Origin of the sequence: Pseudomonas sp. PA27(2017) (assembly GCF_001945445.1) — a bacterium.
GTDB lineage: Bacteria > Pseudomonadota > Gammaproteobacteria > Pseudomonadales > Pseudomonadaceae > Aquipseudomonas.
Genome location: NZ_MSXW01000046.1, coordinates 1 through 13,938, shown reverse-complemented (window position 1 = coordinate 13,938; position 13,938 = coordinate 1). Strand labels below are relative to the sequence as shown.

The window sequence follows — 13,938 nt, the reverse complement described above, 5'->3', positions numbered from 1 at the left end:
ATTTTTTCTGGTACCGATACCCGAAAGGCAGGCTTTTGCCACGGGCGGCAAGCGGCTGCCGGCTTGTCTCAGGCTGGCGGGTCGAAAAGGCCGCGTTGGCCGAGGGCGGGCAGTTGCTGGGCTGGCGACGGCTGCGAGCGTGTTGTCGGTTGCCGGATCATCGCCGGTATGGGCGTTTGCGGTACCCGGCTGCGTTGCACCTGCCACCAGCCCGGCAGCAGGGCACGCACTTCGGGTTGGGTGAAGCGGTCGTCCATCAGATGCACCACGCCGCTGTCCTGGGGCGTGCGGATTACCCGCCCGGCGGCCTGCACGACCTTCTGCAAACCAGGATACAGATAGGTGTAGTCGTAGCCGCTGCCGAACATTTCGGCCATGCGCAGCTTGATCTGCTCGTTGATCGGGTTGATCTGCGGCAGCCCCAGGGTGGCGATGAAGGCGCCGATCAGCCGGTCACCCGGCAGGTCGATGCCTTCACCGAACACGCCGCCGAGCACCGCGAACCCGATACCCTGGCCGCCGGGCTCGAAGCGCTGGAGAAACTGCTGGCGTTCGCCTTCATCCATCTGCCGCGCCTGTACCCAGCGCGTCAGTTGCGGGTGCTGGTGGTCGAACAGTTCCAGCACCTGCTGCAGGTAGGCGTAGCTGCTGAAGAACGCCAGGTAGTTACCCGGGCGCTCGCTGAACTGCCGCGCCATCAGTGCCACGATGGGCGCCAGGGAGCGCTCGCGGTGCTGGTAGCGGGTCGACAGGTTGCTCACCGCCTGCACCTCGAGCTGCGCGGCCTGGAATGGTGATTCGACATCCACCCACGGCGTCGCCTCGGGCAGGCCGAGCAGGTCGGCGTAGTAACGGGCCGGGCTCAGGGTGGCGGAGAACAGCGTGGTGCTGTGGCTGTCCTCGAAGCGCGGGGCCAGGAAGGGCGCCGGCACCACGTTGCGCAGGCACAGCACCGAGTGGCTGCGCTTGCGCAGATCCTGCTTGCGGGTGATATCGAACAGCGAGTGCGGGCCAAAGGCTTCGGCCAGTCGGCAGAAAGCCATGGCGTCGAGGTAGAACTGCAACAGTTCGCCATCGTTGCCGGTGGGCTGGTCGGTGAGGTGGTCGGTGAGCGCGCTGACCGCTTTCTGCAGGGACAGGAGCAGCAGGTCCGGCGGCTGCGGATAGGTCTGGTAATCCTCGCGCTGTTCCTTGTGCAGCTGCTTCCAGTGCCGGCTGATGCGCGTCAGTACCGCGCTCAGGCCCTTGGGGGCGTTGCTGCGCATGGCCTCGAAGCGTGCCTGGTCGAGTTCGGCGCTGTACATGCGCCGGGCGCGCTCGATCAGGTTGTGGGCTTCGTCGACCAGCAGCGTCACCCGCCATTCGTTGATCAGCGTGAGGCTGTAGAGCAGGGCGCTGAGGTCGAAGTAATAGTTGTAGTCGCACACCACCACGTCGGCCCAGCGGGACAGCTCCTGGCTCAGGTAGTAAGGGCAGACTTCATGCCGCAGGGCGATCTCGCGCACCGCAGCCTGGTCCAGCCAGACGCGCTCGACCGCCGCCTGGCGGGCAGCCGGCAAGCGGTCATAGAAACCGCGGGCCAGCGGGCAGGACTCACCATGGCAGGCCTTGTCAGGGTGCTCGCAGGCTTTGTCCCGCGCCACATGTTCGAGCACCCGCAGGGGCAGGGCGTCGCCGCGCAGAATTTGCAGGGCGTGCAGCGCCAACTGGCGGCCCGGCGTCTTGGCGGTCAGGAAGAACAAGCGGTCGAGCTGTTTTTCCGGGAACGCCTTGAGCTGTGGAAACAGCGTGCCCAGGGTCTTGCCGATGCCGGTGGTGGCCTGGGCCATCAGGCAGTGGCCGTCTCGCGCGGCGCGGTACACCGCCTCGGCCAGTTGCCGCTGGCCGAGGCGGAACTCGGCGTGGGGAAAGCGCAGCTCGCTCAGCGTGGCGTCGCGCCTGCGGCGGTGCGCCTGCTCCTGCTCGGCCCAGGTGACGAAGCGCTGGCACAGCGTCTCGAAGAACGCCTGCAGCTCGGCGGCCGTGCGGGTTTCGCGAAACACGCTTTCCTTCTGGGTCAGCACGTTGAAATACACCACGGCGAGATCGATCTGCGGCAGGCCGCGGCTCTGGCAGAGCAGCCAGCCGTACACCCGCGCCTGGGCCCAGTGCAGTTGGCGGTGGTTGTCGGGAATACGGGCGATGTCGCCGCGGTGGGTCTTGATCTCTTCGAGCAGGTTGCCTAATGGGTCGAAGCCGTCGGCCCGGCCGCGCACCTGCAAGGAGGCGAACTCCCCGGCCAATGGCACTTCGGCCTCGTAGTGCTCGCCGCGCCGGGCGACCACCGTGGCGTGGCCGGCCATGCCCTCCTGGGCGGTGGGCGAGGGCGTGAAGCGTAGGTCGAGGTCGCCGCATTTGGCGGTGAACTCGCACAGGGCACGCACCGCCACGCGGTAACTCACGCGTCGGCCCACTGCACGTAACAGACGTCCACCGGCATGTCGTGCTCGGCGCAGAACGCCAGCCAGCGCCGCTGATTGTCCTGCAGGCGATCACCGGGGCCCTTCACCTCGATCATCCGGTAGCGCTTCTCCTCGGGCCAGAACTGGATCAGATCCGGCATGCCCGAGCGGTTGGCCTGGATATCGCCCAGCAGGCGGCGAAACCAGGCTTGAAGATGTGCCGCCGGCAGGCAATCCAGGGCCTGCTCGAGCAGCGTTTCGCTGAGCACGCCCCAGTACACGAACGGCGACTGGATGCCGAATTTGTCGTGGTACATCTGGCGAATGCTGTCGCGGTAGCGTTGATCATCGAGCTGCGCCAGGCATTCGGCAAACAGCGCGCGGCGGCGTGGGTAGAAGTCGGCGGTGAGCAGATCCGCCGGGCCATGCTGGAATGGATGAAAGAACGCACCGGGAATGGCAGCGAAAATCGCCGGCCAGCAGAGCAGCCCGAACAGGCTGCAGATCAGCGTGTTCTCGACGTAATGCACCGGTGCCTCGGTGCGCTGCAGATGCAGCTGCACCCGCTGCTCGACCGACAGCATGGGCGTTCTGGGCAGTTGCAGATCCAGGCGTGCCGGGGCCTGCGCCCTGCTGCGTTTTTGCGTCGGCAGACCCAGATGACGGGCCAGGCGCAGCAGGGCCCGTTCGGCCAGTTGCAGCTCGCCGTCGCTGACCGGTTCGGCCACGGCCAGGCTGGCCAGCTCGAAGGCCTCGCGGTGCTGCAGGGTGCGCTCCAGCACGCGGATTCGCCGTTGCCGCGCCGCGCCATAACCGCTGCTGGCGTAAACCTGCAGTGCCAGATCGAACTCTGCGCAGCGTTCCAGATGCTGGCCGATGCGAAACAGCAACTTGGCGCGGCGCTCGGCAATATAGGGATTGTCATAGCGGCGCGCGTCGATGCAGGCGAGTAGTTGATCGCTGATTTCGCCTGCCTCGAAGACTTCGCGGCAGCGCTGCAGGTGCAGGTAGTCGTCGACGTCCTCGCGGCAACGCAGGGCTCGCGAGTCCGCCGGGAAGTCGACCCTCTCGTAGCGAAAGATGCCCAGGTCGGCGAGCACGAACTCCGACCACTCCTGGCGCAGGTTGCCAAAGAACATCAGACGCAGGCGCTCGCTCAGGTCATCGATGGTCAGGCTGTAGAGCGCGTCGTCGAGTGCCGGGCACCAGGCGGCGAAGGGCTGGCTGGCCTGGAACTGCTCGGCGAGTTGCAGGGCCAGGTCGTCCTTGCGGGCGCGCCGGTCGCTGAGCTGGGCGGCGAAGCTGGCGACGATCTCGTCCTTGCGCAGCAGGCCCAGCAACGCGTCGAGTGGCAACGGCGCATCGTCGAGCACCCAACCAGTGGCGATCAGCGCTGCAGCTGCCTGGCGACAGCAACCGATCTCTTCGTAGTTGAGCTTGCTGGCGCGAAAGTGCACGCCTTTACGCATGATCATCCGTACCAACAAGGCCTGGGCCGACCAGTCGAGAGCATCGAAGGCCTGTAGGAAAGCCTGTTCGCGGGCGTCGAGCAGGTCGGCATGGCGATCGCCGATCCAGGCCAGGGCCTTGCGAAAGTTGTGCAGGTAATAGAAACGCAGATCGATGCTTGAAGACATGAGGCAGGCGGGGTACTGTTTTTTTATACAGATATCAGGCCGCCCGTCATCTGGCAATCGCCGCGGGATGGACGGATGGTACAACTCACTGTCACTCGGCATCGGTCGCGGACTACACTGCACCTCCATCGCCGCCTGGAACGGGCCATCATGAACAGCCAGTTTGCGCCTCTCTCGCCAGGCACCCTGACCGAGCGCCACTATGAAATGCTGGTTCAGGCGGTGGTCGACTACGCCATCTTCATGCTTGATCCCGCCGGCTTCGTGGTGTCCTGGAACGCCGGTGCGGCGCGTATCAAGGGCTATGACGCAGCCGAGGCGATCGGCCAGCACCTGTCCGTTTTCTACACCGACGAGGACCGCCGCGCAGGCAAACCCGCCTACCTGCTCGAACGGGCGCTGCGCGAAGGCCGGGCCCAAGACGAAGGCTGGCGGGTGCGCAAGGACGGCACGCGTTTCTGGGCGCTGGTGGTGATCGATGCGATTCGCAATGAGCAGGGCGACGTCATCGGCCTGGCCAAGATTACCCGCGACATCACCGACCGCCGCGAAGCCGAAGGTCGCTACGACGCCCTGCGTGCCCAGCTTTTCCAGGCCCAGAAACTGGAGGCCCTTGGCCAGTTGAGCGGCGGCATGGCCCACGATTTCAACAACCTGCTGACCATCATCCTCGGTGCTGCCAAGCTGGCCAGCCGCACCGACGATCCCGAGCGCCTGGCCAGCCTGTTGGACAACATCCAGACGGCCGGCGAGCGGGGCGCGCAAATGACCCGCAACCTACTGACTTTCGCCCGCAACGAGCCCAAGCACACCCGCCAGGTCGCCCTCAACGAACTGCTGGATTCGGCTGCCACCTTCTTCAGCCAGGCGCTGCCCAGAACCATGACCCTGCAGATGCAGGTGGACGATGCCTTGCACACCGTGGAGCTGGACCCCAGCGAGCTGGAAATGGCCCTGCTCAATCTGGTTCTCAATGCCCGCGATGCCATGGGCGGCGTCGGCACGGTGCAGTTGCAGGCAGGTAACCGACAACTAGCGGGGGAGGTGGACGGCCTGCATGGCGCCTTCGTGGTGATCGCCGTGGCGGACCAGGGCTGCGGCATCGACCCGGCGATTCGTCCACGGTTGTTCGAGCCGTTCTTCACCACCAAGGACGTCGGCAAGGGAACCGGGCTTGGCCTTTGCCAGGTCTATGGTTTTGCCCGCCAGGCGGGTGGCGGGGTGCAGGTCGAGAGCGTGAGCGGCCAGGGAACCATCATGGAGATCTACCTGCCGGCATCCTGTGCTCAGGCGGCAGTTGCGCCGGCATGAACATGGTAGTATCGCCAATCACCTTTTCAGCCAGCGCTGCGGGGCCTGGGAAATGCGTATGTCGACCCAGGCCATATTTGCGTAAATTCGACTGAGGCAAGCCAGATCTTGGAACAGCTACAACGCCTTCAAAGTGGGATCGAGGGACTTGACGCTCTGTTGAAGGGCGGTCTGGTGGCCGGTGCATCCTATATCGTTCAGGGGCGCCCCGGCTCAGGCAAGACGATTCTCGCCAACCAGGTCGCGTTCAACCACGTGCGCGACGGGGGCCGTGTTCTGGTGGCCACTCTGCTGGCAGAGTCCCATGAGAGGCTCTTTCAGTTTCTTTCTACGATGACCTTCTTCGACCCGACCAAGGTCGGCGCCGAGATCCAGTTCGTCAGCGCCTTCGACACGCTGGAAAACGAGGGGCTCGACGAAGTCGTCAAGTTGCTGCGGCGCGAGATCAGTCGCCAGAAGGCCACCTTGCTTATCGTCGACGGCCTGCTCAACGCCCGCTCCAAGGCGGAGAACCAGATCGACACCAAGAAGTTCATCTCCGAACTACAGGGCCATGCTGCCTTCGCCGGCTGCACGGTGCTGTTCCTGACCAGCTCGCGGCTGGACGACGGCAGCCCCGAACACACCATGGTCGATGGCGTGATCGAGCTGGGCGAAGAGCTGTTCGGCGCCCGCTCGGTGCGCCGCATTCACCTGCGCAAAACCCGCGGCAGCGGCGCCCTGTCCGGCCTGCACGAGTGCGAGATCACCGATGACGGGCTGGTCATTCATCCGCGTCTGGAGAGCCTCTACAGCCATCCGAGCCAACCGGACAGCGATACGCTGCAGCGCGTCTCCAGTGGCATCCCCAGCCTGGACGACCTGGTCGGTGGTGGCCTGTCGGCATCGTCGGTCACCCTGATCATGGGGCCGGCGGGCGTCGGCAAGACCACCCTGGGACTGAATTTCCTGGCGCAGTCTACCGCCGAGGAGCCGGGCCTGCATTTCGGCTTCTATGAAACGCCGCAACGCCTGCGCCTCAAGGCCCAGGCCCTGGGCATCGACCTGAATGCACTGGAAGCCAGCGGCGCGCTGCACATCATGTGGCAGCCGACTACCGAAGGGCTGATCGATGGTGTAGGCGCACGGGTCATCAAGGCGGTGCGCGAAAAGGGCATCAAACGCCTGCATATCGACAGCCTGGGCGGCATGGCCCGTTTGGCCACCGGCAGCGCGCGCCTGATCGAGTTCTTCAGCGCATTGATGAGCCAATTGCGCGCCATGGGGGTCACGGTGTTCGCCACCTGGGAAATGCGCGACATTTTCGCCGCCGAGATCAACGCGCCGGCGCCGGAGTTGTCGAGCATCGTCGACAACCTGATCCTCATGCGATTCGTTGAAAAAGACGCTGAACTAAAGCGGCTCCTATCCATCCTTAAGATGAGGGACAGCCGTTACGATCCCTCGCTCCTGGAAGTGGTCATCAGTGATCATGGTATTGAACTCAGCAAGGCCTTCAGACATGCGGCTGGTGCGCTGTCGGGCAATGCCGTCCCTGCGCAGGACGCCTGAGCCATGTGTGCCTGACCGAGCCGAAAAACTATGACAACCATCCTGATAGTCGACGACGAATACCTGATAGCGGATATTCTCGGCTATGCCATGGAAGACGAAGGCTACATGGTGGTGAAGGCCAGCAATGGTCGTCGCGGCCTCGAGGTGCTCGACCGTGAGCGCCCCGAGTTGGTGATCACGGATTTCATGATGCCGGTCATGGATGGTCTAGAATTCGCCCGGGCCGTTCGCGCCAGGCCCGGCTCGGCGGAACTGCCGATCATTCTCATGAGCGGCGCTCAGGGCAGCGTCGGGCGCGCCAGCCCCGAGCTGTTCGCCGCGGTGTTCGACAAGCCCTTCGACATCAATCTGGTCATCGCCAAGGTCAAGGAACTGATCGGCCCGAGCTGATCGCACTTACCTGCCCGGTAACGCTCTCGTTCTCCTCTTCACAAGCGGAACGCCTCTTGGCCGTAGCGGTCGAACGCTGCGCAAGCCGAGGCGCGTATTCATGCGCCCCGAATAGAGCCGTGTGTCGAGAGTGCGATGTCCATGGATGAAGGTGCAGGGCGGGCGTCGGTCGATGCCAGATTGCCCATCGCGAAGTCGGTATCGCGAATGGGTGGCCGTGATCGTCTGGTCACTGCTGGGCGTGCTGCCAAGAAGTTCGCCCACATGCTGCATCAGCGCACTGGCGTCGATGCGGGGAGTCCGTCGATGAGCATCCTGATCTGCAGCCACGAGTCCCGCCAACTGATGCCGCTGCTCGAACCCCTGGGCGCGACCTGCCGTGTAGTCCATGATCTTGGCGCAATGCTCGATGCCCTGGATGGGCGGGTCGATACCGTGCTGCTGGCCGAACAGATGTTCGCTGGAGCGGACGATGCGCAGCTTGCCCGGCTCGCCGAATCGGCCGTTCCGGTCGTGATTCTTGGCGTTGCCGGTCACGCTCAGCTGCCACCGCTGACCGGCCGCGCCTCCACCTTGCTAGTGGAGCCACCTTTCACCGCTCGCGCCCTGTGCAGCGCGGTGATGGCGCTGAAGGGCCGCTCACGAGCGGATTCTGAACGACGCTCGTCTGACGAGGAACTGGCCCAGCAGCAGAGCCAGCGGATGGACGCCGTCGAATCGGTAGTCGATGGTGTGGCCCATGACTTCAACAACATGCTGACTGGCGTCATCGGCGCGCTCGACATCATGAAACGGCACGTGGCCGTCGGGCGCTTCGATGATCTGCCGCGCTTCATCGAGGCTGCCAGTATTTCCGCCGACCGCGCCAGTGCGCTGACCCAGCGCTTGCTGACGCTTTCCCATCGTCAGCCGCTGGAGGCGCGACCCGTCGAAGTGGGGCCACTGTTGGTATCGCTCGAGGCGTTGATCAGGCGTTCCATCGGCGATGGCATCTCCCTGCAGGGCGACTATCGGCATGGCGCCGTGCGCGTGCTTGCCGATGCACGGCAGCTGGAAAGTGCGATGCTCAGCCTGGCCGTCAATGCCCGTGATGCCATGCCGGGCGGCGGGCAGATCGGCCTGCATACGTCGCTCGTCGATCTGCAGCAGGAAAACCGTGCGGCCTTGCCGGATCTGAAAGCCGGCCGCTATCTGCTGATCGCCCTGTCGGATACCGGCAGCGGCATGAGCAGTGAGACCCTGGAGCGGGTCTTCGATCCTTTCTTCACCACCAAATCGGTCGGTCAGGGCAGCGGCCTGGGGCTGCCCATGGTGCATGGCTTCGCACGCCAGAGCGGCGGCCAGGTGACCATTCACAGTGAGCCTGCGGTAGGTACCACGGTGCGTCTGTACCTGCCTGTGGTCGAGACGCCGGCCCGCGAGGCCGACAGGCCAGCCAGCGAGGCACCACTGGCGCAGTCGCGCATTCTGCTGGTCGAGAGCGATTCGTCGGTTTGCCTGTTGGTTGGCGAGGTAGCGGCCGAACGCGGCCATGATCTGGTCAATGCCGCCGACCCGCAGGCAGCGCTCGATCTGCTCGATCGCGAGGCGTTCGACCTGTTGATTACCGATGTCAGCCTGCCCGGGATCAGCGGTGTTCAGCTAGCCAAGGCGGCGCAGGGCGTACGCCCCGGATTGTCGGTTCTGCTGGTCGTCGCTGCATCGGATATCGGCCAACTGGCTGCGGCGCCTGCGCTGAAAAGCATCGCCAAACCATTCTCCATGCGTGAGCTGGGCGAGACCCTTGGCGAGCTTCTGCCGGGGCGATCCTGAGCGCTCGCGGCGCGCTGCCACGGCCTTTCGGCAACTTTTTTCACGCAAAGCATGCGGATGCGGAATCAAAGCGTTGCTCCGTAGTCCTAAACCCTGACAACGAATAGCGGCACCCCAGAACGCCGCCTCCAACACCCTCGAAGCACCGGGTTGGATGTCGAACCGTTGCAGCACCAGAAGCCGTTTTTTATGCCTGCGCCCGAACCGAGGAGCAGTGCGTGCGGTGGGTTGCCAAGGGAAGGGATGCTGCTCTCTGCACGACCTCGATGAGCATTCACGGGTGTGCAGATGCGTGCGGTTCGGTTGCTAACTGCCAGCGTCCATCAATCGAGTGTCGCCGTACCGTTACGGCGATTGTGGGGGAGATATTAACCATTGAACGGTAATCACAGCCTATGAAAATGTTGAAGGAATCCCTCAAGAAGGTCTTGCCGCGGGACAGTATCGATAACCTCAAGGCCTTGCAGAAGAAACTTGCCATGGGCTGGATCCGCGCGCTGTCGCGCTCGGCCATGTTGCGCCGTTTCCATTACTCGTTCTTCTCCTCGGCCTTCGACCGCGAAGCCTATGCGGTAGTGGTCGGCCATCTGCAGCATGAGCAGAACCTCTCCGGCGCCGAGCCGGTGAACTACTTCCTGCGTCGCGCCGTGCACCGCATCGAGAAGGGCCTGATCATGCAGCCGCGGCGCCAGGTGTTCGCCCTCGACTACATCAATGACACCGTGGACAGCTACATCGCCTCGCTCAACGGCAACGTGGATCGTGACGAGGTCAGCTGGGCCCATGACGTGCTCGCCGAGTACTTCGCCGTCACCGGTGATCACCCGGTGCTCAACCGTGCCCGCGAAAAGTTCGCCCGTTTCGAGCGCCCCAGTGGCTCGCCGGAAACCTTGCGTCATCCGGACGCAGAGCGCGTGCCGTTCGCCGCCGACGTGAGCACGCCCAGCGTGGATTTCACCGCCATGCGTCAACTGGCGATGAAGCGTCGCTCGGTGCGCTGGTATCAGCAGGATTGCCCGGTGCCGCGCGAGGTGATCGACAAGGCCGTGGAAGTCGCCGTGCAGTCGCCGAGTGCCTGTAACCGCCAGCCTTATCGCTTCGTGGTGTTCGATGACCCCGCTTCGGTGGCCCAGGCCTCGCGCCTGCCCATGGGGGTGGCTGGCTTCGATCACAACTTCCCGGCCATCGTCGCCGTGGTCGGCCGCCTGCGCGCCTACCCCCACGTCCGTGATCGCCACGTGATCTACATCGATGGCGCCCTGGCGGCGATGTCCTTCATGTTCGCGCTGGAGACCCAGGGCGTGTCGTCCTGCTCGATCAACTGGCCGGACATTCCCGAGCGCGAAGAGGCGGCGGCCAAGCTTCTCAAGCTCGACGCGGATGAGCGCATCGTGATGTTCATTTCCCTTGGCTACGCCGCTGATACCGGCCTGGTGCCTTACTCGCAGAAGCTCTCGCTGGAGGAAGCCCGCAGCTACATGCGTCTGGAGTCGCCCGCTCGATGAGTGCCTCGCGTGTCCAGGAGGGTATGAAGTACCTCCTCAATTCCGGCTGGATGCTGGCCGAGAAATTCCTCATGCTGGCCATCGGCCTGGCCACCACGGTGGTGCTGGCGCGCTACCTGGGGCCCGAGGATTTCGGTTACCTGAATTATGCGCTGGCGCTGTTGGGACTGCTCAGCATCGTCGTGCACCTGGGGCTCACTGGTCTGGTGGTCAAGGAGCTGCGCAGCAACCCGGACAACGAAGACCAGATTCTCTCCACGGTATTCGTGATCAAGGTGGGCTGCTCGGTGATCGCCTTCGCGATCATGATGAGCACCTACCTGTTCGGTAACGACCAGAACTTCCTGGTGCTGCTGTTCACCGCCCTGGCGCTGTTCTTCACCCCGTTCGAAATGCTCATCGACTGGTTCCAGGCGCGGGTGCAGGCCAAGTACGCGGCGGTCGCCGGCTTCGTCGGCCAGCTGGGCGGCAACGGCCTGAAGATGATTCTGGCCATCGCCGGCGCGGGCCTGGTGTACATCGCCCTGGCTCACGTGGTGGTGGTCATGGTCACCTCGGCGATCCTGGTCAGCTACGCGGTGATGCTCAAGCGCGATTTCCGCTTCGACTTTTCCTGGCCATTGGGCAAGACCCTGCTCAAAAAGAGTTTCCTCATCTTCCTGGGCTCACTGTCGGCGGTGATCTACCTCAAGGTCGACCAGATCATGCTGCAGTACATGCTCGGCGAATACGCCGTGGGCGTGTACTCGGCGGCGTCGCGGTTGTCCGAGGCCTGGTACCTGATCCCGACCATTCTCATGGCGTCGGTCTTCCCGAAGATGATCGACCTGCACAAGACCGATACCGCCGGCTACAACCGCTTCATGCAGGTGGCGCTGGACGTGCTGTTCTTCATGGCCTTCGCCCTGGCCGTGGTGGTGTTCTTCCTTTCCGACTGGATCGTGCACGTCCTGTATGGCGTCCAGTACGCCGATGCCGGCCCGGTGCTGGCAATCCACATCTTCGCCGCGACCTTCGTGTTCATGCGTGCGCTGTTCAGCAAGTGGATCATCATCGAGGAGGCCTTCATCTTTTCCCTGGTCACCCAGGGCCTCGGCGCGCTGAGCAACATCGTGCTCAATTACTACCTCATCCAGAGTCACGGTGTGGTCGGTTCGGCCTGGGCGACGCTGATTTCCTATTCCATCGCCGGTTACGTGAGCTTGCTGCTGTCACGCAAGACACGGCCGCTGTTCATCATGATGACCAAGAGTATTTGCCTGCACGTGTTCCTAAGCGTGCCCCAGTTGATTCGTGAATTCAGGAGAACGTGATATGTACGTCGAGATTCGCAAAGCCGGTTTCGTCAACAAGGGGGCTGCGCTGATGCTGCACGCCGCCCTGCAGCAAGTGCGCAAGAACGTGCCGGCTGCCAAGGTGGTGATGGAGCCCGGCCGGGCCAATAGCCCCTATCCCTATTTCAATCGCGCCTCTCTGGGGCTGTATCAGAAGGCCTGGCTGTGGCGTAAGGGCATCCCGTTCGGCGACCTGGCGGCGCTGGTACCGGCTGGCATTCGCGAGCAGTACGGCATCGTGCTCGACAAGGATATCAACGTGGTGCTGGACGCCGCCGGCTTCGCCTACAGCGACCAGTGGGGCCCGGATCTGTCCGAGGAACTGGCGCGCTCCAGCCAGCGCTGGAAGAAGCAGGGCTCCAAAGTGATTCTGCTGCCCCAGGCGTTCGGCCCGTTCCGTGACCCGCGCAGCCGCGAGGCGGTGAAGGCGTTCGTCGACAACTGCGACCTGATCTTCGCCCGGGAACAGATTTCCTACGATTACCTGACCGAGATCGTCGGCGAGCGCGACAACATCAAGATCGCCCCGGATTTCACCAACCTGATCTCGGGCCCGGTGCCGGACTATTTCGACCCCGAAATTCATCAGATCTGCCTGGTACCCAACTGCCGCATGCTCGACAAGACCAACGACAGCATCGCCAAGGGCTATGCGCCGTTCCTCGAGCGCGCTGCCAAGGCGCTGGTCGAGCGTGGCGCCAAGCCGTTCCTGCTGATCCACGAAGGCGAGGGCGATGCGCGTCTGGCCGAGCAGGTCTCCAGAGCCGTAGGGGGATTGCCGATCCTGCGCGAGACCGATCCGCTGGCCATCAAGGGCATCCTTGGTGCTTGCCGCGGCACCCTGGGCAGCCGCTTCCACGGCCTGGTCAGTGCGCTGTCACAGGGCGTGCCGTCGCTGGCCACCGGCTGGAGCCACAAGTACCAGATGCTGTTCGCCGACTACGGATTCTCCGAAGGCGTACTGGACATCAACCTGAGCGACGAGGAGCTGAACCGCGCCCTCGACAACCTTACCGATCCGGTGCAGATGCAGGCGCTGTCTGCGCGCTTGAACGCGCACTCCGCGGAGCTGAAGACCCGTACCCAGGCGATGTGGAACGAGGTGTTCGCGCTGATCCAGCAGGGCCGCAGCGTGGGTAGCGAGAAGCCGGTCGCGGTTACCGCAGGGCGTTAAACGTACAAGAGCGATGCGGCATCCGCTGCGTCGCCTTTTCCAGCGAGCCAGATAAAGGTTCTTCCCGCTGTTGGGAAGCGCCTGGTTGAGACTGGGCTGGCAAATCAGTGTGCGCTGCCGATGACTTGGCACTCTCCATTAGCATGCCGCCTGGCCTGATGGGTTTCGCCCCTTACGGGCGAGTCACTTGATTCGCTGCGCTCACCCTTCGGGCCAGCCTACGGCTGTTACTTCGCTGCGCTTCGTAGCTCTTGCTTGCCCAAGAGAAAGTAACCAAAGAGAAGGGCACCCCACCATCCGGGCTAGGCGCCCCCGCCCTGCTGCGCCGGGGTTCCCTCATTCCATCACCACTCCAGGGGCACGACCGGATGCGGCCCACTGACGAAGGGCCATCCCTGGCCCATCGCAGCTCTCGCGACATCCATGTCGCTCATGGCTACCCGCCCGGCCCCTTACGTGGCGATTCCATTCGGCCTGCTGAAGGGGACTTGGGTGTCGCCTGTGCGATTGCAGCTCAAAAGCAAAAACAGGCACCGACGAGCTTGAGCCTGTAGAAATCTTGCAAGCTCGCGGTCCGGTCCCGTCAGGAGGCCGAGTGTAGGTGTCGCGTAGGGGGACGAGCCGCATGGATACGGCGAGAGGCTTAATGGGCCAGGGATGGCCCATGTAAGCCGGCCCCCGGAGCGGCGCCGGAGCGAGGGAAGTTTCGCGCAGCGAAACCCGGATGTCGGGGTGCCCTTCTTTGGCACACCTTTCTTGGGCAAGCAAGAAAGGTGTGGC

At 63.8% G+C, this 13,938-nt stretch carries 9 protein-coding genes; 7 read left to right on the top strand and 2 right to left on the bottom strand.

Annotated elements, in window-relative coordinates; all coding sequences use genetic code 11:
- Positions 1–68: 68 nt before the first annotated feature.
- Both BVH06_RS18375 and BVH06_RS18370 read right to left on the bottom strand, forming a co-directional pair.
- A complete protein-coding gene (locus tag BVH06_RS18375) occupies positions 69–2,441 on the bottom strand; it encodes an ATP-dependent DNA helicase (protein ID WP_075935102.1) in 2,373 nt (790 codons plus the stop codon).
- Positions 2,438–4,078, bottom strand: a complete 1,641-nt coding sequence (locus BVH06_RS18370) for a VRR-NUC domain-containing protein (RefSeq protein WP_075935030.1) — start codon at positions 4,076–4,078, stop codon at positions 2,438–2,440. The genes BVH06_RS18375 and BVH06_RS18370 overlap by 4 nt, the downstream gene beginning before the upstream one ends.
- Before the next feature lie 150 nt (positions 4,079–4,228).
- Here BVH06_RS18370 and BVH06_RS18365 point away from each other — a divergent pair, with 150 nt between their 5' ends.
- The 7 genes from BVH06_RS18365 (at position 4,229) to BVH06_RS18335 (ending at position 13,158) form a co-directional block, all read left to right on the top strand.
- Positions 4,229–5,389: a nitrogen regulation protein NR(II) gene (locus BVH06_RS18365; protein ID WP_075935029.1), complete on the top strand. Its 1,161-nt coding sequence runs from the start codon at positions 4,229–4,231 to the stop codon at positions 5,387–5,389.
- Positions 5,390–5,497: 108 nt separating this feature from the next.
- Complete coding sequence (locus BVH06_RS18360) at positions 5,498–6,940, top strand: ATPase domain-containing protein (RefSeq protein ID WP_083652103.1); 1,443 nt, start codon at positions 5,498–5,500, stop codon at positions 6,938–6,940.
- A gap of 30 nt (positions 6,941–6,970) precedes the next feature.
- Entirely contained in the window at positions 6,971–7,333 is a 363-nt protein-coding gene (locus tag BVH06_RS18355) for a PleD family two-component system response regulator (protein WP_075931967.1), read from the top strand.
- A gap of 135 nt (positions 7,334–7,468) precedes the next feature.
- Positions 7,469–9,145: an ATP-binding protein gene (locus tag BVH06_RS18350; protein WP_083652102.1), complete on the top strand. Its 1,677-nt coding sequence runs from the start codon at positions 7,469–7,471 to the stop codon at positions 9,143–9,145.
- A gap of 395 nt (positions 9,146–9,540) precedes the next feature.
- A complete protein-coding gene (locus BVH06_RS18345; RefSeq protein ID WP_083652100.1) occupies positions 9,541–10,650 on the top strand; it encodes a nitroreductase family protein in 1,110 nt (369 codons plus the stop codon).
- A 23-nt stretch (positions 10,651–10,673) separates the two neighbouring features.
- Complete coding sequence (locus BVH06_RS18340) at positions 10,674–11,963, top strand: flippase (RefSeq protein WP_168172930.1); 1,290 nt, start codon at positions 10,674–10,676, stop codon at positions 11,961–11,963.
- Between the two features lies 1 nt (position 11,964).
- Positions 11,965–13,158 (top strand): polysaccharide pyruvyl transferase family protein, encoded by a 1,194-nt coding sequence (locus BVH06_RS18335; protein WP_075935026.1) that lies wholly within the window; start codon positions 11,965–11,967, stop codon positions 13,156–13,158.
- Positions 13,159–13,938: the final 780 nt, after the last annotated feature.

What these genes read in the sequence shown, in the direction of transcription:
- BVH06_RS18370 (WP_075935030.1), bottom strand. Translation starts at nt 4,078, where the DNA reads ATGTCTTCAAGCATCGATCTGCGTTTCTATTACCTGCACAACTTTCGC.
- BVH06_RS18365 (WP_075935029.1), top strand. Translation starts at nt 4,229, where the DNA reads ATGAACAGCCAGTTTGCGCCTCTCTCGCCAGGCACCCTGACCGAGCGC.
- BVH06_RS18355 (WP_075931967.1), top strand. Translation starts at nt 6,971, where the DNA reads ATGACAACCATCCTGATAGTCGACGACGAATACCTGATAGCGGATATT.
- BVH06_RS18350 (WP_083652102.1), top strand. Translation starts at nt 7,469, where the DNA reads ATGTCCATGGATGAAGGTGCAGGGCGGGCGTCGGTCGATGCCAGATTG.
- BVH06_RS18345 (WP_083652100.1), top strand. Translation starts at nt 9,541, where the DNA reads ATGAAAATGTTGAAGGAATCCCTCAAGAAGGTCTTGCCGCGGGACAGT.
- BVH06_RS18340 (WP_168172930.1), top strand. Translation starts at nt 10,674, where the DNA reads ATGAAGTACCTCCTCAATTCCGGCTGGATGCTGGCCGAGAAATTCCTC.
- BVH06_RS18335 (WP_075935026.1), top strand. Translation starts at nt 11,965, where the DNA reads ATGTACGTCGAGATTCGCAAAGCCGGTTTCGTCAACAAGGGGGCTGCG.